Source organism: Yersinia sp. 2466 StPb PI (assembly GCF_041538325.1).
Taxonomy (GTDB): domain Bacteria; phylum Pseudomonadota; class Gammaproteobacteria; order Enterobacterales; family Enterobacteriaceae; genus Yersinia; species Yersinia enterocolitica_E.
Genome location: NZ_JAULSL010000001.1, coordinates 751,197 through 770,183, shown reverse-complemented (window position 1 = coordinate 770,183; position 18,987 = coordinate 751,197). Strand labels below are relative to the sequence as shown.

Sequence of the window (18,987 nt, the reverse complement as noted above, 5' to 3'; positions counted from 1 at the left end):
TTAAACTCCCAACTTCCAGGATAATGTGCGTAAAAGATCGGCGAATACCCCGGCAGCAGTCACGTCATTACCCGCACCGTATCCGCGCAGCACCAACGGAATAGGCTGATAATAGTGGGTATAGAAAGCCAACGCATTCTCACCATTTTTAACTTTATACAGCGGGTCGTTACCGTCAACAGCATCCATTCTGACGATACAACGCCCTTCTTCGATAACCCCAACATAACGCAGCACTTTGCCCTGCTCCGCCGCATCTGCCACCAAACGGGTAAACTCGGCATCCAGTGACGGCAAACGCGCCAGGAAGCTATCTACATCACCAGAAGCATCAAAACTGGCTGGCAGAACAGATTCAACTTCAATATCCGTCAACTCAAGTTTGTAACCTGCTTCACGGGCCAAGATCAACAATTTACGCGCCACGTCCATGCCAGAGAGGTCATCGCGTGGGTCAGGTTCGGTGTATCCCATCTCCCTGGCTTGCAAGGTTGCCTGTGACAATGTCATGCCTTCATCCAGCTTGCCGAAGATAAACGACAGCGACCCTGACAGAATGCCAGAAAAACGCATCAGTTCGTCACCAGCATTGAGCAGATTCTGTAAGTTTTCGATTACCGGTAAACCCGCACCCACGTTAGTGTCATACAGGAATTTGCGACAAGATTTCGCCGCCGCCGCACGCATCTGACGGTAGTAATTCATCGACGAGGTGTTGGCTTTCTTGTTTGGCGTCACAACATGGAAACCATCGGCCAGGAAATCAGCATATTGATCGGCAACAGCCTGACTGGAAGTACAATCGACAATCACCGGGTTGAGCAAGTGATACTCTTTTACCAACCGAATCAAGCGGCTTAAGTTAAATGGCTCCTTCACCTCAGCCAGTTCCTGACGCCAGTTATCCAACGCAATGCCATGGACATTGGTCAGCATGGCTTTGGAATTAGCAATACCACACACCCGCAGATCGATATGGCGCTGTTTCAACCACGGCTGCTGGCGATAGATTTGTTCGATTAATGCCCCACCGACACCGCCAACACCTATTACAAACACTTCAATCACCTGGTCAGTGTTAAACAGCATTTGATGGCAGACACGCACACCGGTGGTAACCGCATCATTACTCACCACCACCGAAATAGAGCGCTCAGACGAGCCTTGCGCAATCGCAATGATATTAATATTGGCACGCGCCAACGCCGAGAAGAAGCGAGCGGAGATGCCACGCAATGTGCGCATACCATCACCCACCACGGAGATAATCGCCAGATGCTCCATCACATCCAGAGGTTCCAAGAGGCCATCTTTCAATTCCAGATAGAACTCGTCTTCCAATGCTCTACGGGCACGCTCTAGCTCCCCCTGCGGCACACAGAAGCTAATGCTGTATTCAGAAGAAGACTGGGTGATAAGTACCACTGAAATGCCACTGCGTGACATCACCGCAAAGACACGGGCAGCCATACCGACCATGCCTTTCATCCCCGGACCTGAGACGTTAATCATCGCCATGTTATTCAGGTTGGTGATACCTTTAACTGGGAAGCCATCATCACTGCTTTCCCCGCCAATTAGGGTGCCAGGTGCCTGTGGATTAGAGGTGTTTTTAATCAGGCAAGGGATCTGGAACTGGGCAATGGGGGCGATAGTGCGGGGGTGAAGAACTGAAGCGCCAAAATAGGACAGCTCCATCGCCTCTTGGTATGACATCGATTTCAGTAAACGGGCATCGGGTACAGTACGCGGGTCACAGGTATAAACCCCATCAACATCCGTCCAGATCTCACAACAATCAGCGCGTAAACAAGCAGCCAGCACCGCGGCTGAATAGTCGGAGCCATTACGCCCCAGCACCACTAACTCACCTTTGTCGTTACCGGCCGTGAAACCTGCCATCAAGATGATGTGGTTGGCCGGAATGCTGCTGGACCCGATACGGCGGGTAGATTCCGTGATATCAACAGTGGATTCGAGGTAATGGCCTTGAGCCAGCAACTTCTCGACCGGATTAATCACAGTAACTGGATAACCTTTGGCCTGAAATAGCGCCTCCATGATGGCAATGGAGAGTTTTTCGCCACGGCAAATGATTGACGCATTGATGCTATCCGGGCACTGGCCAAGCAATGAGATACCATGCAGGACATGTTTGAGTTGCGCAAACTCATGCGCCACCAGCGCTTTCAAGCGTTCATAGTCAAACCCGGGTTGAGTGTCGGCCAACCCACGCAACAGCTCGGAAAAAATCCGCTCCGCATCGCTGATATTCGGCGAGATATCTTGCCCTGCGACCATTTTGTCGATCATCGCAACCAGATGATTGGTAATTTTAGCGGGAGCGGATAACACGGTAGCCACTTGTCCCTGACGTGCATTACTTTCGATGATATCGGCAACACGCATAAAGCGTTCTGCATTTGCTACTGATGTCCCGCCAAATTTCAACACTCGCATTTCTGATTCTCTCCCGCTTTCGCGCTTTTTTATCGCAAACTTTTTTTGCAAAGATTTGATTGAAAAAAAAAGCCCGCACTGTCTAGGTGCGGGCTTTTTTCTGTTGTTTCCTGTACGCGTCAGCCCGCCCCGTAACCAGTGGTTTCGGTGGTGGTAATAATTGTTGTGTTCAGGCTGATATATCGCATGTCGTCTGTCTGTCTCATAAATGAAGCTGTCCCTCTATTGGTTAAAGCAATCGCCCCCTCAAGTCAAATTTTTTCATCCAATTTCCTGAAGAAACGCCCCCACCCACAATGGGGAATCAACTAATTCAATAGGGGTAATCAGCAGATAAAAATAAAAAATCCCGCGATAAACCAGATAATAAATCTGTAATATTAATTTTAATCACTACTATCCACTGTAAGATTTTTTTCGACTAAATGACAGAAAACACGCCAACGAACAATTGATAGGATCGCGATAGCAAAATCCAATTGAAGCCATAAAATGGCAAATTAATCATCATTGATTTGCATAAGTGACTTAAAAAACAACAAATATGAAAAGTTTCCTCTATTACTTTACATTTAACTAACATTGACGATAATTCTTCTTATGCTTTTAGGCGAAATAGGACGCTGACAAGAAAAGTCCCTTGATGGCTGTAATGCTGAAAGAATATTGATTTTAAACAATAAAAATCAATAGATTAGAAAAATCATTTTTTTGTTACGTTTGACATTCAATTTTTAATATTAATAACACTGAATCGATCACATAATTTAACCAACTCGCGCATAAGCTGGTATTCTTGTAAGTCTTTTTCACAAAAGTGTTAACGTGCTACAATTGAATTTGATATATGTCAACAAAGCGTAGTTTTGTTGGGTGGTAGATTCGGCTCACACTGTTATATTGCTGTTAATAGGGTTAGGATATGCGCCGCTTTTGTCACCTTTGGGGCTGTAGGGAGTAACACCCCGACCAAGCTAGTGATGTTGTTGACCTTGATGGAAAGTGCATCAAGAACGCGTTTACGTACTTTAGTCATGTGATGAACGGGATGACGAGTAACAAGTCAATAAAAATCCTAATATAACAAAGACTTCTGTACTTCCTATTTCTATTTTGTTGGCAATTTTAGGTAGCAAACATGCAGACCCCGCACATTCTGATCGTAGAAGACGAGATAGTTACTCGTAACACCCTGAAGAGCATTTTCGAGGCGGAAGGCTATGTAGTTCATGAGGCCAATGATGGCGCAGAAATGCACCACATTCTGTCTGAGAATGATATCAACTTAGTTATCATGGACATCAATCTGCCGGGCAAGAATGGCCTGTTGCTAGCACGAGAACTTCGTGAACAAGCAAGTGTTGCCCTAATGTTCCTGACAGGTCGTGATAACGAAGTAGATAAGATCCTTGGCTTGGAAATTGGCGCTGATGATTACATCACCAAACCTTTCAATCCGCGCGAATTAACCATTCGGGCACGTAACTTACTGTCACGTACCATGAATTTGGGTAGCGTGGGTGAAGAGCGCCGCTTGGTTGAAAGTTACAAATTTAATGGCTGGGAGCTGGATATCAATAGCCGCTCACTGATAAGCCCTGCTGGCGAGCATTATAAGCTGCCACGTAGTGAGTTCCGCGCCATGCTGCACTTCTGTGAAAACCCAGGCAAGATTCAATCTCGTGGCGAATTGTTGAAGAAAATGACCGGCCGTGAGCTGAAGCCTCATGACCGTACTGTTGACGTGACTATCCGCCGCATTCGTAAACATTTTGAATCCACGCCGGACACACCAGAAATCATCGCCACTATCCATGGTGAAGGTTACCGTTTCTGTGGTGACCTGGAAGAGTAAACCTCTGGCTGCTATCCACAGTAAAAAGCCAGCATTCTATGCTGGCTTTTTTATATCTATCCAATTTTTACCACGGCATAATCGGAACGGCGCTGATCGCATTTTTCGGCGAGCCGTCGACAACGCGATCGGAATAGGTCAGATAGATTAAGGCATTACGCTTTTGATCATAGAAACGCACTACCTGTAACTTTTTAAACACCAAAGAAGTCCGTTTCTGGAAAACCACTGTACCTTCAGATTTTTTATTCTTAATTTTGTCACTCAGCTCAATCGGCCCCACTTGCTGACAAGAAATTGCTGCATCAGACGTATCCTCTGCCAACCCCAATCCACCTTTGATGCCCCCGGTTTTAGCGCGGCTGATATAACAAGTTACATTTTTAACATCGGGGTCGTCGAAGGCCTCAACCACTATTTTATGATCTGGCCCGAGCAGTTTAAAGACTGTATCGACGGAGCCAATTTCCTCTGCATGAGCAGTTATGGCCCCAAATGAAAGCAGACAACCAAGGAATATCCAATTCTTTTTCATACACTTACTCCATTCCGCTGAATAACGTTACTCAGCGTTAACTATTTGTACTAAAAATAAAATATTCGTTAAAAAGATATTTTATAAATCTTAGGTTCTTTTTTAACACACTATGCCACAAAATTCTTAAGCAGTCGGGAACATAAAAAGTTGCTACTATTCGCCAGAGCTATTCTTTTCATATGACTAACACCCTAAATTTAGGCCGCTTTACGAGGAAGATCTATGGATCAAGCCAGTATCATTCGTGATTTGCTTAGCTGGCTAGAAAGTCATTTAGACCAGCCTTTAGCACTGGACAATGTTGCTGCCAAAGCCGGCTATTCTAAATGGCATTTGCAGCGAATGTTCAAGGATGTCACCGGGAATGCTATCGGTGCCTATATCCGTGCCAGAAGGTTATCTAAAGCCGCTGTAGCGTTACGATTAACCAGCCGTCCTATTCTGGACATTGCCCTACAATATCGCTTTGATTCGCAGCAAACCTTTACCCGGGCATTTAAAAAGCAGTTTGCACAAACACCGGCGCTGTACCGACGGGCAGAAGATTGGCACTCGGCTGGGATTTGCCCACCGATTCGGCTGGGGGAATATACGCTACCTCAACCTGAATTCATCACTTTGCCTGAACAGCACCTGATTGGTCTGACACAAAGCTACTCTTGTACGCTTGAACAGATATCAACTTATCGTACTGAACTACGCTCGCATTTTTGGCAACAATATCTCGGTGATGCCGATCACTTGCCGCCAGTGCTCTATGGTTTACATCACTCCCGCCCTAATCAGGAGAAAGATGATGAGCAGGAGATTTTCTATACCACCGCCATTGAGCCACAACATGTTCCGGGCAATGTGCCGGAAGGGCAACCGGTTATCTTGCAAGGTGGCGAGTACGTGCAGTTCAGCTATGAGGGGCCGCTGGAGGGATTGCAAAACTTCATTCTGACACTCTATGGCACCAGTCTGCCGCAATTAGGGCTAACCCGCCGGCGAGGGTACGATATAGAGCGCTTCTTCCCGCAGGGGAGGCCGAAAGATCAGCCTCCAACCTCGTTGAAATGTGAATATCTCATTCCTATCCGTCGTTAACGCTGTAGCTCATCAAGTGCTGGCATATCCAAGTGAGCGGTATCGCCAGCACTTTCAATGACCCAGCCAGAGGCCAGCCAAGGGCTTTCTTGATAATCAACCCGAGATAACGAACAGTTGCGCAAACGTAGACGCCGTTCGGCATGCGCGGGCAGACCCAGTAATGTACTCAACAAACATCCCAGCGCCATACCATGGCTAACTAACAGCGGCTTGCTGCCAGCAGGTAACTTCAGACAGCTATCCAGCGCTGCATGCATACGGCTACCCAGTTCAGTCATCGACTCACCTTCAGGAATACGCCCGCCCTCGGTACCATTAACCATCTGCTTACGCCACTGCTCTTCTTCCACCGATAAGCTTTCAATGGGGCGCGCCTCCAACACGCCCATATTCAGCTCACGCAGGCGTGAGTCTGTCACCATGGTTAGGCCGCAAGCATCAGCAATAATTTTAGCTGTCTGCTGTGTGCGGCCAAGGTCGCTGGTAATAATATGGGTGATGCCCTGGCTACTAACCCGTTGCGCAACCAAGTTGGCCTGACGGATACCGATGTCGGTCAGAGGACTGTCTGATTGGCCCTGAATGCGGCGTGAGGCGTTCCAGAGGGTTTCACCATGACGCACGAGATATACCTGTAACATGTCGTTTTTCCGTTATACTGCGTAAAATAGGCACAAAAACCATTACTTTAGATAAACCCAAAGACGTTGGCGTGGCAGATAGACAGCTAACAGCCCTGCTGCTTCAAGTCCCAAGGGAATAGGATACTAGACTCATTATGTACCATGTTGTTGCCGCAACTACCAACCCTGCAAAGATTAAGGCTATCACCCTCGCCTTCGATGATGTTTATGGCCCCGGCCAGTATCGTATTGAAGGTGTCAATGTCGATAGCGGTGTTCCCCTGCAACCCATCGGCAGTCTTGAGACACACAGTGGCGCCAGACAGCGTGTGAGTAACGCACGTAAGATTCGCCCTGAGGCTGATTTTTGGGTTGGGGTTGAAGCCGGTATTGAAGATAATATGACCTTTGCCTGGATGGTAATTGAACACTTACAGTTACGGGGAGAATCCCGTTCTGCCAGCTTAATGCTGCCCGACATTATATTGCATGGGATTCGCCAAGGCCGTGAGCTGGGCGACGAAATGGCAGTTTTAACCGGCATATCGAATGTAAAACATCAGGGTGGTGCCATCGGTATCTTTACCGACGGTAAATTGACCCGCACCAGTGTTTATCACCAGGCACTGCTGTTAGCGCTGGTACCATTTCACAACGAAATATATCAACGCCCGGCACCGTGATACTAAACTCAGGAAGGCTTTACATCATTTGTCAGTAATTGGGTCTCAAGCCAGCTTTTGAGCTGTGGCGGGGCCGTTTTCAAGCTGTTAGAGCCACGGGTAATGGTCGCGATACCTGCACCTAACTGGGTTTTCAATTCACGCTGACTTAATTCCCCGCGCATTAACTCCTCAATGATACGTACCCGGGTGCCCAGAGCCGTACGCTCATCCGGTGTCAGCATCAATTGCAGCAAGGGCAAATGCAGGTCTTGCGCAATCGCGTTTTCCAACAGCGCAACAAAGCTCAGCCAGTGCTGATTATCTGCAGGGGATAACGCCGGATCTGGCGCGAAAGCAGTATTAACCGGGCTGTGGATATTAGGCATGTTTATTTCGTCAGCCGACAAATCATCGGTCAATCGTAGTTTTGTCATGATAGATACCCAAGGTACTATTTAACTAGTACGAGAGCATACCATAACGTGAGATATAGCCAAAGAACTTGGCGTTGTAGGGCTGCCAGTAAACAGCCTGCAACGCCAAGGTCGTAAGCGCCGCTAACACCGCCGCAGCGCCCAGAACAAAGGAATATCCTCAACGTCATTGGCGTTGCGGCAAGGCAGCAAGCGAGCAACCCCCGATGAGCTTACACAAGTAAGTGATTCGGGTAAGTGCGCGTAGCTAACACCCCTGCGGCTTCAAGTACAAAGGGGGATCAGTAACGCCGCTGCCACTCGGCATCACTCAACACCTTCGCTGGGCGATTCATAAAGTGCCGATAAAAGGCATCGTATGCCAACACATTTTTCACATAGCCACGGGTTTCTGAGAAAGGAATACTCTCGATGAATGCCACTGCATCCACTTGCCCGCCACTGTTACCCAACCAGGTATTCACCCGCGATGGGCCGGCGTTATAGGCGGCACTGGATAAGATACGGTTGCGCCCGAACTGCTGGTAAACCTCTTCCAGATAGCTGGTACCGATCTCAATGTTTGTAAGCGGATCCAGTAATTGGCTGCTATTGACATAACCACTGATATTATTGAGTTTTACCGTATGTTCAGCGGTACGCGGCATCACCTGCATTAACCCCGTCGCCCCTACTGGTGACTGTGCTTTCGGGTTCCAGGCACTTTCCTGACGGGCAATAGCCATGGCATAACTTGGGGTTATCCCTTTGCCTTCTGTCGCCTGACGGAACTCCTTTGGCCATGCCAGCGGGAAGCGCTCTTCCAGATGGTCCCACAATTTGGCAACGATGGTAGCCTGTACGCTTAAGTCCGCCCACTTCTGGTTAAAAGCGTAGCGCGCCAGTGCTTCCTGTTCCGGCTTACTGCGGCTGGCGACCAGATAGCTCCACTCGTTACGGGCCAGATTGTCCATATTCCAGTACATCAATTCACGCACCCGGATAATTTCCGGCCGCTGTGCTAACGATGCATCCGGTTTGGTCGCTACCTCAACATTAATAGGGTAAGGAACGCCCAACTTTTGAGCTGCAACCATCGGGTAAAAGCCACGTTCCTGCATCAGGCTGCGCAGGATAGCTTCACCCTCGGTTTTTTTACCTTGTTCCAATAACAGCGATGCACGCCAGTAGCGCCATTCATCTTTATCTTGTGCATCGGCCGGTAAGCGTGCCAGCCAGGTCGCTAACCCCTGACGATCGCCACTGCCCAGAGACATGCGAATACGCCGCTCCAGCAACGACGTTGAATGGCTACGCAAGGTGACTTGATCTCGCCATTTAGCCTGATCGTAAGTCGCATCGGTCCCCATCAAACGCCAGGCCACCGCCTCTTCCAGCTCCAGCTTTTCGCTATCACTCATTTTTTGTAGCCGGGCCAAGGTCGGGATCATCGCTCGCGCGTTCTCCACGTCTTGACGAGCCAAACGGGTAAAAGCAATGATAGTGGCAGAACGGGTAAAATCTGTCGGTCCGACCGTACGGGCGAAGCTTTCAACACTGGCCGGGTCACTTTGCAGTTTCGCCAGTGCAGTACCCATGGTCTGATAATCCGCTGGCAGTTGTTTAAGTAAATAACTCACTAAACTGGCATTGCCCTCTTTCAAGGCTAACTTCATCCGCGCCAGTGTTGCCAGTGGGGTTTGATGCCCGGCTTGTTGCCAGACACTGAATAATTTAGTGCAACTGCCCGGGAGTGTCTGGCCGTTCAGCCAAATTTCACTCGCACCATCCCAGGCCACCTGCTGTTCGCCAGTGGCCCATTTGGCATAGTAATAGTTACAACGGGCTGCAACCGGCTTCGGTGCTGTCGGGCTGAATGCCAATAATCCCCGCCAATCTTCCCGGCGAGCCAGTTCATTAACAAAACGGGATGACAGTGAACGTGCTGGCGGCAAGGTTGGATTACGGCTAAGGAAATCGTTCACTTGCACCGCGCTCACCTGGCTCAGGTCTTGCGTTAACTGGCGGTACTCCAGATATGGGTACAGGGGATAATCACGCAACGTGGGCATCAGTTGTGTCACGGTGTCCATCTGATTGCTGTCCCAGGCCAGTTTAACTTGCTGATAGCGTTGCCGTTGGGCATCAATAGAGTCAGCGAATGCCACTCCTGAAGTCGTCACCAGACACACGCCAATCGCCAGATATCGCCACTTGTCCATACTTACTATTTCCTCACTGGTTGTTGGCTACTGCACTTTACTTATCGCCACATCATTATATCGCTTACCGCAACCTCTGATTAGCATATGCCCGATTAGTTCCGGCAGCAGAACATACTAACGAAGAGTTTCACCTGATAGCCAGTAATAACATAAAGCAATAGGAACTGACGATTAATCACTTTGTGTTATCACTTAATACCCGCGAAACATTCAACACCAGCAAGAAGATCAACAGCAGAATAGTTCAGCCTGTAACTACTTACTATTCACAAGGTTACCAACCATATGTTGCTAAATGTTTCTTGTTTATTATCTAAGATCAAGGCACTGCTTTGATAAAAATCGACTATCCTTGCTTAATATAACTATGTTGTTGTAAATATATCCTTCAAAATATTTTTTTGCTTTTTAATCAAAATCAAACCATTAAGGAATTGGCACTGTTCACGGAAGAAATGATAAAAACTTTCTCTGCCCCGTCCCACCATGAAACGAATAGATAGATTTTAGATTTATTAATTTTTAAGAAGGTTCTTTCAATGCAAAACTCATCAGACCATAAATCCGCCTCCCCGCCCCCAGAGGGTAAGGCCTGGTATCAACTTACTGCGGAAGAGTCTTTGCAGCATTTAAATAGCCGCGAAGAAGGGTTAACGCCACAAGAGGCGGAGGAACGCCTTAAACAGTACGGTCCCAATGCGTTACCGGCCAAAAAAAGCAAACATCCCCTGCTACAGTTTTTAGCCCACTTTAATGATGTTCTGATTTACATTTTATTAGCGGCGGCATTGGTCAAGGGACTGATGGGTCACTCGGTTGACACTATTATTATCCTTTGTGTTGCGGTTATTAACGCCTTAATTGGTTATGTTCAGGAAAATAAAGCCGAGAAATCTCTGAAAAGCATACAAAATATGCTTTCCAGTAAAGCGGTGGTCATTCGTAATGGTAGCGCCCAGATTATTGATGCACAGGACCTAGTCCCTGGTGATATCGTCACCTTGAAACCAGGAGATAAAATCCCCGCAGACCTGCGGTTGCTGGAAGCCCACAATCTTCAGATTGAAGAAGCTATCCTGACCGGTGAGTCAACGGTAGTCGAGAAGCAAATCGGCGTGATTGAGAACGAGTCGGTGATTGGCGATCGCAAAAACCTACTATTCTCAGGGACGACCATTAGTGCCGGTACCGCGAAAGGTTTGGTGATTGCCAGCGGCGGTGATACCGAACTGGGCCATATCAACCAAATGATGTCGACGGTTGAATCAACCCGTACCCCGCTACTGCAACAGATGGATCGTTTAGGCAAAGCCATTTTCATCCTGATCCTGGTCATGATGGCATTCCTGTTCGTCTTCGCCTTTATCCTGCGCGACCTACCGGTCGATGAGCTGTTACTGGCGTTGATAAGTCTGGCAGTGGCCTCGGTTCCCGAGGGCTTACCGGCGATTATTTCGATCATCCTCTCCCTTGGTGTACAAGCGATGGCGCGCAACCGCGCGATTATCCGCAAGCTGCCAACGGTAGAAACCTTAGGTGCTATGACTGTCGTCTGTTCCGATAAAACCGGCACACTGACGATGAACGAAATGACCGTTAAAGCAGTGATTCTGGCAGACCACTGCTATCGCGTAGAAGGTGAAAGCTACGAACCGGTTGGCAACATTTACCCGGAAGGGAGTGACCAGCAAGCCTCGCTCGATACCAACGGCACGTTAAAGACATTTATCACTGCGGTGAATTTGTGTAATGACAGCCAGATTAAGAAGAACGACCAAGGTCATTGGGCCATTACTGGCGGCCCGACAGAAGGCGCACTGAAAGTATTAGCCGCCAAATCCGGTATTGAGCTGGGTCAAGTGACTCAGCACGGTAAAATTCCTTTTGATTCTGCCTATAAATACATGGCTACCAGCCATCAGGTTCAAGCAGAAAATAGTATCTTCCTGACCGGCGCACCTGATGTGTTGTTTACGTTCTGCCAACAAGAACTGACCGACCAGGGTGTTGCACCGTTCCGCCGCGATTACTGGGAAGCCGAGATGGCGCGTTATGCCAAGCAAGGTCTACGCATGGTAGCAGCAGCCTTCCGCCCAACAGAACAACCTGTCAGTGAGTTGGACCACAGTGATATCCAGCAGGGCATGGTGTTTGTTGGTATCGCTGGCATGATGGACCCACCACGTCCTGAAGCCATCGACGCCATAGCGACCTGCCAGCAGGCTGGTATTCGCGTGAAAATGATCACCGGCGACCATCAGGAAACCGCGATGGCGATTGGTGCCATGCTGGGAATTGGCAATGGTAAAGACTCCATTACCGGTGGCCAACTGGAGCATATGGACGATAAAGAACTGGCACAAGCTGCCGTTCATTATGATATTTTCGCCCGTACCAGCCCGGAACATAAACTGCGTTTGGTTAAAGCTTTACAAGAGAAAGGCGAAATTGTCGGCATGACCGGTGATGGTGTGAATGATGCGCCAGCGCTGAAACAGGCCGATGTGGGTATCGCCATGGGTATCAAAGGCACCGAGGTGACAAAAGAAGCCGCCGATATGGTGCTGTCAGACGATAACTTCGCGACCATTGCCAGTGCGGTTGAAGAAGGCCGTCGTGTCTACGATAACCTGAAGAAAACCATTCTGTTTGTATTGCCCACCAACCTGGCGCAAGGGTTGCTCATTATCTTTGCCATCCTCGCGGGGGCTGTTATTCCATTAACGCCATTGCAAATCCTCTGGATAAACATGGCAACTTCTACCACGCTCTCTTTCGGTTTAGCATTTGAACCGGCAGAAAGAGGCATTATGCGCCGCAACCCACGTGACCCATCAAAACATGTGTTAGATGGCCATGCCATCTGGCGTATCGCGTTTGTTGGTACCTTGATTGCCTTAAGTGCTTTTGCCTTGGAAGCCTACATGGAGCCACGCGGTTACAGCACTGAATTTATCCGTACAGTATTGATGCAAACACTGGTTACCGCGCAGTGGATTTATATGTTTAACTGCCGAGTGATGGACCGCTTCCCACTGAACAAAGAAGTCTTTGTTAACAAAGGGCTGTGGTTAGTGTCAGGTGTATTGATCGTATTGCAGTTAGCCATCATCTACCTGCCATTCATGAATACTGCTTTCGGTACCGAACCATTGCCGGCCTATTACTGGGGCTTAACACTGTTGGTTTCTATCGCCATCTTCTTGGTAGTAGAGATCGAAAAGTGGGTTATCGGTCGCTTTAAGCGCGGATCGAATCCGGTCTGATATCAATACGTTGCGATACATAAAACCCGGCTAATTAGCCGGGTTTTTTTATCGCCCATAAATATGATTTAAGATAAATCGCATATTGCCGATAGCATGACTATTATTGCATCAATTAAATCTTATAATAGAATGGCGGCGATTTATTATGCGATCGCTGTAATGAACATGTGAACCATGCCGCCCTACAGGAAGCGCAAAAATGAACACCGCAACTTGCGCAATTAACGGCGTCAGCAATTATGAATGCTACTATCCGCTAAAACTAATGACGCTATGGCGTGTCTGGCGGGCCTGTGCTTCTATTTTATTACTTCTCTCTGGCTTACTTGCCCCCTTACCATCAATGGCTGCGGATAACATCAATGAAGCCCTTATCCATGAACGCAGTAATGCCGCCACCAAAATGGTGTTGGGTATTATCAGCTATGCACGCTGGCCCGTGGCCCCCGTCGTAACTCGCTTGTGTGTGGTGGCCCCGACAATTTATGCAGAAGAGCTGTTTAATCCCGCGTTTATGGAAACCACACATCCCATTAAAACTCAGCGCTATTCCCTCTCGGATAGCTCGATTGCAACCAATTGCGATGTCGTTTATCTGGGGCGTACCGAGCTACAACAGCGTCAGGAGTTGACAGCCCGACTGTCGGGATATCCGATTCTTACCATCAGTGAAGATTATGACGAATGTACATTTGGCAGTGCATTTTGTTTGTTACTGGAAGGTAAGCAGGCTTCTTTCAAAGTCAATATGGATGCATTGGCACGCGGTGGGGTAAAGGTTCATCCCAGTGTGTTGCAACTTGCGCGTAAAAAGACAGACGCATTATGAATTCAACACAGAATAAGTCAGTCAAACAGACAAAAAATCGGCCAAACATCGCGAAGCTCCCCACACTGGGACGGGTACTCGGTCGCATACATCTGACGGTGGCATTGGTCTCGGTCGCAACGGCAGGTATTTTTCTCACACTGGTGGCACTGTTTGCCTTGCGGGTGTATGCCGACCATAACCTACATTTAATTGCCCGTTCAATCAGTTACACCACTGAAGCTGCCGTAGTGTTTGGTGATAGCGTGGCCGCTAACGAGGCGCTGTCCTTGATTGCGGCAAATGAAGAAGTTGCCCAAGCTAAAATTCTCGATGTGAATGGCCGAGAAATAGCTAACTGGACGCTACCAAACGATAGTCCAATGTATGATATGGAACAAAAAGTCGCCCGTTGGGTTTTGCCTGAGCCGGTGGTACTCCCCATGATGCATGCCGGTAATGAAGTCGGCAGCATCGTGATTATTGGTCATGGTGGTAGTCTGCTACGTTTTCTGTTGCAAGGGTTGATGGGCTTATTCGTCTGCCTAATTCTCAGCACGTTAGTGGCACTATTCCTGTCGCGCCGGATGCTGTTTGGCATTATCGAGTCATTGAACAAAATCACCGAAGTTGCTCATAGTGTTAGCCGCCACCGCAGTTTTGGTCAGCGAGTGCCGTCAGCGAAAATTGCCGAACTTAACGAGTTAAGCAATGACTTCAATGGCTTGCTGGAAGAACTGGAGGTTTGGCAAGACCATTTAACGCAAGAAAATGACTTCCTCGCACACCGTGCTGCCCATGATAGCCTGACTGGATTGGCTAACCGTGCTTTCTTTGAGGGCCGGCTAAGCCGCACGTTGAGTGATTGCGCCGATGATGAACAACTGGCCGTGTTATTTATTGATGGTGATCACTTCAAAGAAATCAATGATAACTATGGTCATGCAGCGGGAGATCTGGTGCTGACCTCGATTGCCGATCGTATCCGCGCACTGTTACGTGAAACCGATTTGGTGGCACGTTTGGGCGGCGATGAATTCGCCGTATTACTGGCACCGATCCACGACACCGATGATGTTGTAACCATCGCTAATAATATTATCGACAGTATGAATCAACCTATTGATTTGGTAGATGGTAGTGAGATAACCGCCTCTATCAGCATCGGTATTGCGATTTACCCAGATCATGCGCTGACCCCCGAAGAGCTATTACAACGGGCCGACGAAGCCATGTATCAAGCAAAGAAACGTTTCCAGTTCGGTGGCAGCGTCATTGCCTACCAATCGGATATTACTCTTACTGAAAGCTTAGGATAGGTGACATGCAGGTATTGAAAAACAACAGTCTGATAAGCCATATCTGGATGAGTTTTTTCGCCATGAGTTTATTGATATTGGCGGGGTGTCAGGCAACCAAACCACCAGGATTAACACCCGAGCAGATTGCAGCCTTACAGGAACAAGGATTTAAATTAACTGAAAATGGCTGGGAATTTGGTCTGGCAAACAAAGTGTTATTCGATAGTGACGTGAAAAAATTGAATCCGTCTGGCGGGCAGACAGTACAAAACATTGGCCGTGCGCTATTGAGTGTGGGCATTACTCATCTGCGGGTTGATGGGCATACTGATTCCATCGGTAAAGATGAGTATAACCAACAGTTATCGCTGCAACGTGCCTCTGCAGTAGCGGATGCACTGGCAACCATAGGTATTCCACGAGCCAATATTGAGGTACGAGGTCGCGGTAAGTTAGAGCCGGTCGCCGATAACCGTACCCCTAAAGGACGAGCAGAAAACCGCCGAGTAGCCATGATAGTCACCGCACCCTAACCTTGTTGCGTTCCCGACTAGTGCGACAGGGAGATATAAAACGACTCTCACCGAATCACTTAAGTGATTCGGGCTAGCGACAGCAGCGAACACGCCTGCGACTTGAAAGATGACGGGTATAGTAAAACGGGCTACACTCCGCACCAGATATCCTAATAAAAACTGATCTAGAGAGGCAGACGCAACGTGGCTCAATACGTCTATTCCATGCATCGCGTCGGCAAAGTAGTTCCGCCGAAACGACATATTCTGAAAAACATCTCCTTGAGTTTCTTCCCTGGGGCCAAAATTGGTGTGCTGGGCCTTAACGGCTCGGGTAAATCTACTCTACTGCGTATCATGGCTGGCATTGACACTGATATTGAAGGCGAAGCCCGCCCGCAGCCTGGTATCAAAATTGGTTACCTACCGCAGGAACCTAAGCTAAATCTTGAGCAAACCGTGCGTGAGTCGGTTGAAGAGGCGGTGGGTGACGTTAAACGCGCGCTGACCCGTCTGGATGAGGTTTATGCACTGTACGCCGATCCTGATGCTGATTTTGATAAGTTGGCGAAGGAACAAGGCGAGCTGGAAGCGATTATCCAGTCTCATGATGGCCATAACCTGGATAACCAGTTAGAGCGTGCTGCCGATGCTCTGCGCCTGCCACCGTGGGAGGCCAAAATTGCCAATCTGTCCGGTGGTGAACGTCGTCGCGTGGCAATTTGCCGCCTGCTGCTGGAAAAACCCGATATGTTGCTGCTGGATGAACCCACTAACCACTTGGATGCCGAATCCGTGGCTTGGCTGGAGCGCTTCTTGCACGACTACGAGGGCACTGTTGTCGCCATTACCCATGACCGTTACTTCCTTGATAATGTGGCGGGTTGGATTCTGGAACTGGACCGTGGCGAAGGCATTCCGTGGGAAGGCAATTACTCTTCATGGCTGGAGCAGAAAGATGCTCGTCTGGCACTGGAAGCCTCTTCTGAAGCCGCACGTCGCAAGTCTATTGAGAAAGAGCTGGAGTGGGTTCGTCAGAATCCCAAAGGCCGTCAGGCGAAAGGTAAAGCACGTCTGGCCCGCTTTGAAGAACTTAACAGCGTTGAGTATCAAAAACGTAACGAAACCAGTGAGTTGTTCATTCCACCGGGTCCACGGTTGGGCGACAAAGTGCTGGAAGTTGAGCACCTGAGCAAGTCTTACGGTGACCGCCTGCTGATTGATGATCTGACCTTTGCGCTGCCGAAAGGGGCGATAGTGGGGATCATCGGGCCAAACGGGGCCGGTAAATCAACCCTGTTCCGCATGTTATCTGGGCAGGAACAACCTGATTCCGGCACGATTTCACTGGGTGATACCGTGCAATTGGCATCGGTTGATCAGTTCCGTGACAACATGGACAACAGCAAAACCGTATGGGAAGAAGTTTCCGGCGGTCAGGACATCATGAAGATCGGTAACTTTGAAATTCCAAGCCGTGCTTACGTAGGCCGCTTTAACTTTAAAGGGATTGATCAGGGCAAGCGTGTGGGTGAGCTGTCCGGTGGTGAGCGCGGCCGTATCCATTTGGCCAAACTGCTACAGGTTGGCGGTAACATGTTGCTGCTCGATGAACCGACTAACGATCTGGATATCGAAACGCTGCGCGCACTGGAAAACGCCTTACTGGAATTCCCGGGTTGCGCGATGGTTATTTCCCATGACCGTTGGTTCCTTGACCGAATTGCTACCCATATCATCGACTATCAGGATGAGGGGAAAGTGGCGTTCTTCGAAGGTAACTTTACTGAATACGAAGAGTGGAAGAAACGCACTCTGGGTGCCGAAGCACTGGAACCACACCGTATCAAGTATAAGAAGATGACCAAGTAATATGACATCGGCTCATCACGTGAGCCGATTAAAGCCGCTATTCGGCTCATCAAATGAGCCGAATACTCCGGCGATTCTCTCCCCCCAACAAGCCGCCAACCACCAGAATTCCATTCTGTGATCGTTATCATTCTTACCCACTGAATTTTGCCAGTATTCCTTGTCCTAAGGCAGTCAGCCGAAGGTGACAAGACTGCACACTATTTAGACTCCTTCGTCATCAGCGGTTTATGCGCCCTTCTGGTTCTGCGCCTACCCGCACCATCACAACGAAGGATAATAAGATGAACAATGCGATTATATTGGGGATAATTTGGCATCTGGTGGGCGCTGCCAGTGCGGCGTGTTTCTACGCGCCGTTTAAGCAAGTTAAAAAGTGGTCATGGGAGACCATGTGGTCGATTGGTGGCCTGGTGTCATGGCTTATCCTACCGTGGACGGTCAGCTATTTGTTATTGCCTGATTTTTGGCAATATTACGGCTCCTTCAGTATAGCAACCCTACTGCCAGTATTTCTGTTCGGTGCCATGTGGGGGATTGGTAATATCAACTACGGCCTGACCATGCGTTACCTCGGCATGTCGATGGGGATTGGAATTGCCATCGGTATCACCCTGATTATCGGCACATTAATGACCCCCATACTGCAAGGGCGCTTTGATGTACTACTCGGCACTGCTGGCGGCCGAATGACCCTGTTGGGTGTCGTCGTGGCACTGATCGGGGTAGCTATTGTCAGTTACGCTGGATTACTGAAAGAACGCGCCATGGGCATTCAGGCGGAAGAGTTCAACCTGAAGAAAGGGCTTATTCTGGCGGTGATGTGCGGTATTTTCTCAGCCGGTATGTCATTTGCCATGGATGCCGCGAAACCGATGCATGAAGCCGCCAGCGCATTAGGGATTAACCCTCTGTATGTAGCGTTACCAAGTTACGTCATCATCATGGGCGGTGGGGCCATCATCAACCTGAGTTACTGTTTTATTCGTTTAGCCAGCCTCAAGAATTTGTCGGTCAAAGCCGATTTTTCTATCGCCAAGCCGCTGTTGATCACTAATATTTTGTTCTCAGCCTTGGGGGGATTGATGTGGTATCTGCAATTCTTCTTCTATGCCTGGGGTCACGCCAAAATCCCACCACAGTATGACTATATGAGCTGGATGCTGCACATGAGTTTCTATGTGTTGTGTGGTGGTATTGTGGGTCTGTTACTCAAAGAGTGGAAATGCTCAAGCAAGAAACCAGTGACGGTGCTGTGTATTGGTTGTCTGGTGATCATTCTGGCAGCAAATATAGTCGGTTTGGGTATGGCAGCATAATCGCAAAACTAAAGATAAAATGGTATTGGCGG

At 48.7% G+C, this 18,987-nt stretch carries 15 protein-coding genes and 1 other annotated feature; of the genes, 9 read left to right on the top strand and 6 right to left on the bottom strand.

From position 1 onward, the window contains the following. Nucleotides 1-2,460 (bottom strand): bifunctional aspartate kinase/homoserine dehydrogenase I, encoded by a 2,460-nt coding sequence (gene thrA, locus Q2T72_RS03500; RefSeq protein WP_083160639.1) that lies wholly within the window; start codon nt 2,458-2,460, stop codon nt 1-3. 62 nt (nt 2,461-2,522) lie between these two features. After that, nucleotides 2,523-2,641, bottom strand: a sequence feature (Thr leader region). Next, the gene (gene thrL / locus Q2T72_RS03495; protein WP_002231504.1) at nt 2,580-2,648 is read right to left on the bottom strand and encodes a thr operon leader peptide; all 69 of its coding nucleotides are present in this window, start codon (nt 2,646-2,648) and stop codon (nt 2,580-2,582) included. It overlaps the preceding feature by 62 nt. 950 nt (nt 2,649-3,598) lie before the next feature. On the opposite strand from thrL, the gene arcA reads away from it, so the two are divergent. Beyond that, nucleotides 3,599-4,315, top strand: a complete 717-nt coding sequence (arcA, locus tag Q2T72_RS03490) for a two-component system response regulator ArcA (RefSeq protein WP_004706052.1) — start codon at nt 3,599-3,601, stop codon at nt 4,313-4,315. A gap of 67 nt (nt 4,316-4,382) precedes the next feature. Here the strand turns inward: arcA and creA are convergent, their stop codons facing one another. Continuing rightward, nucleotides 4,383-4,850 carry a protein CreA gene (gene creA / locus Q2T72_RS03485; protein ID WP_083160643.1) on the bottom strand — a complete coding sequence of 156 codons (468 nt, stop codon included), beginning with the start codon at nt 4,848-4,850 and terminating at the stop codon, nt 4,383-4,385. A gap of 225 nt (nt 4,851-5,075) precedes the next feature. Between creA and robA the strand changes: the two genes are divergently transcribed. Next, on the top strand, nt 5,076-5,942 hold the full coding sequence (gene robA / locus Q2T72_RS03480) for an MDR efflux pump AcrAB transcriptional activator RobA (RefSeq protein WP_083160645.1): 867 nt from the start codon (nt 5,076-5,078) through the stop codon (nt 5,940-5,942). On the opposite strand, the gene gpmB is transcribed toward robA, so the two are convergent. Next, nucleotides 5,939-6,586 (bottom strand): 2,3-diphosphoglycerate-dependent phosphoglycerate mutase GpmB, encoded by a 648-nt coding sequence (gene gpmB, locus Q2T72_RS03475; protein ID WP_372557963.1) that lies wholly within the window; start codon nt 6,584-6,586, stop codon nt 5,939-5,941. The two genes, robA and gpmB, sit on opposite strands and share 4 nt — an antisense overlap. A 137-nt stretch (nt 6,587-6,723) precedes the next feature. On the opposite strand from gpmB, the gene yjjX reads away from it, so the two are divergent. Then, entirely contained in the window at nt 6,724-7,251 is a 528-nt protein-coding gene (yjjX, locus tag Q2T72_RS03470) for an inosine/xanthosine triphosphatase (protein WP_083160649.1), read from the top strand. An 8-nt stretch (nt 7,252-7,259) separates the two neighbouring features. Here the strand turns inward: yjjX and trpR are convergent, their stop codons facing one another. Together trpR and sltY are read right to left on the bottom strand one after the other, a co-directional pair. Then, the gene (gene trpR, locus Q2T72_RS03465) at nt 7,260-7,667 is read right to left on the bottom strand and encodes a trp operon repressor (RefSeq protein WP_193784730.1); all 408 of its coding nucleotides are present in this window, start codon (nt 7,665-7,667) and stop codon (nt 7,260-7,262) included. Between the two features lie 281 nt (nt 7,668-7,948). Then, on the bottom strand, nt 7,949-9,868 hold the full coding sequence (gene sltY / locus Q2T72_RS03460; RefSeq protein WP_083160651.1) for a murein transglycosylase: 1,920 nt from the start codon (nt 9,866-9,868) through the stop codon (nt 7,949-7,951). 542 nt (nt 9,869-10,410) lie between these two features. Between sltY and Q2T72_RS03455 the strand changes: the two genes are divergently transcribed. The 6 genes from Q2T72_RS03455 (at nt 10,411) to rhaT (ending at nt 18,955) form a co-directional block, all read left to right on the top strand. Then, a complete protein-coding gene (locus Q2T72_RS03455) occupies nt 10,411-13,137 on the top strand; it encodes a cation-transporting P-type ATPase (protein ID WP_372568651.1) in 2,727 nt (908 codons plus the stop codon). 202 nt (nt 13,138-13,339) lie between these two features. Next, entirely contained in the window at nt 13,340-13,969 is a 630-nt protein-coding gene (locus tag Q2T72_RS03450; RefSeq protein WP_083160655.1) for a YfiR family protein, read from the top strand. Further along, entirely contained in the window at nt 13,966-15,267 is a 1,302-nt protein-coding gene (locus Q2T72_RS03445; protein ID WP_372568650.1) for a diguanylate cyclase domain-containing protein, read from the top strand. The genes Q2T72_RS03450 and Q2T72_RS03445 overlap by 4 nt, the downstream gene beginning before the upstream one ends. Before the next feature lie 5 nt (nt 15,268-15,272). Continuing rightward, nucleotides 15,273-15,782 (top strand): OmpA family protein, encoded by a 510-nt coding sequence (locus tag Q2T72_RS03440; protein WP_083160657.1) that lies wholly within the window; start codon nt 15,273-15,275, stop codon nt 15,780-15,782. A gap of 186 nt (nt 15,783-15,968) precedes the next feature. Next, nucleotides 15,969-17,636, top strand: coding sequence for an energy-dependent translational throttle protein EttA (gene ettA, locus Q2T72_RS03435; RefSeq protein WP_372568649.1), 1,668 nt, complete (start codon nt 15,969-15,971; stop codon nt 17,634-17,636). A gap of 284 nt (nt 17,637-17,920) precedes the next feature. Next, nucleotides 17,921-18,955 carry an L-rhamnose/proton symporter RhaT gene (rhaT, locus tag Q2T72_RS03430; protein WP_372568648.1) on the top strand — a complete coding sequence of 345 codons (1,035 nt, stop codon included), beginning with the start codon at nt 17,921-17,923 and terminating at the stop codon, nt 18,953-18,955. Nucleotides 18,956-18,987: the final 32 nt, after the last annotated feature.

Coding starts and splice junctions, on each gene's coding strand:
- yjjX (WP_083160649.1), top strand. CDS start 6,724: ATGTACCATGTTGTTGCCGCAACTACCAACCCTGCAAAGATTAAGGCT.
- Q2T72_RS03440 (WP_083160657.1), top strand. CDS start 15,273: ATGCAGGTATTGAAAAACAACAGTCTGATAAGCCATATCTGGATGAGT.
- gpmB (WP_372557963.1), bottom strand. CDS start 6,586: ATGTTACAGGTATATCTCGTGCGTCATGGTGAAACCCTCTGGAACGCC.
- arcA (WP_004706052.1), top strand. CDS start 3,599: ATGCAGACCCCGCACATTCTGATCGTAGAAGACGAGATAGTTACTCGT.
- creA (WP_083160643.1), bottom strand. CDS start 4,850: ATGAAAAAGAATTGGATATTCCTTGGTTGTCTGCTTTCATTTGGGGCC.
- Q2T72_RS03450 (WP_083160655.1), top strand. CDS start 13,340: ATGAACACCGCAACTTGCGCAATTAACGGCGTCAGCAATTATGAATGC.
- Q2T72_RS03455 (WP_372568651.1), top strand. CDS start 10,411: ATGCAAAACTCATCAGACCATAAATCCGCCTCCCCGCCCCCAGAGGGT.
- thrA (WP_083160639.1), bottom strand. CDS start 2,460: ATGCGAGTGTTGAAATTTGGCGGGACATCAGTAGCAAATGCAGAACGC.
- sltY (WP_083160651.1), bottom strand. CDS start 9,868: ATGGACAAGTGGCGATATCTGGCGATTGGCGTGTGTCTGGTGACGACT.
- robA (WP_083160645.1), top strand. CDS start 5,076: ATGGATCAAGCCAGTATCATTCGTGATTTGCTTAGCTGGCTAGAAAGT.
- Q2T72_RS03445 (WP_372568650.1), top strand. CDS start 13,966: ATGAATTCAACACAGAATAAGTCAGTCAAACAGACAAAAAATCGGCCA.
- rhaT (WP_372568648.1), top strand. CDS start 17,921: ATGAACAATGCGATTATATTGGGGATAATTTGGCATCTGGTGGGCGCT.
- trpR (WP_193784730.1), bottom strand. CDS start 7,667: ATGACAAAACTACGATTGACCGATGATTTGTCGGCTGACGAAATAAAC.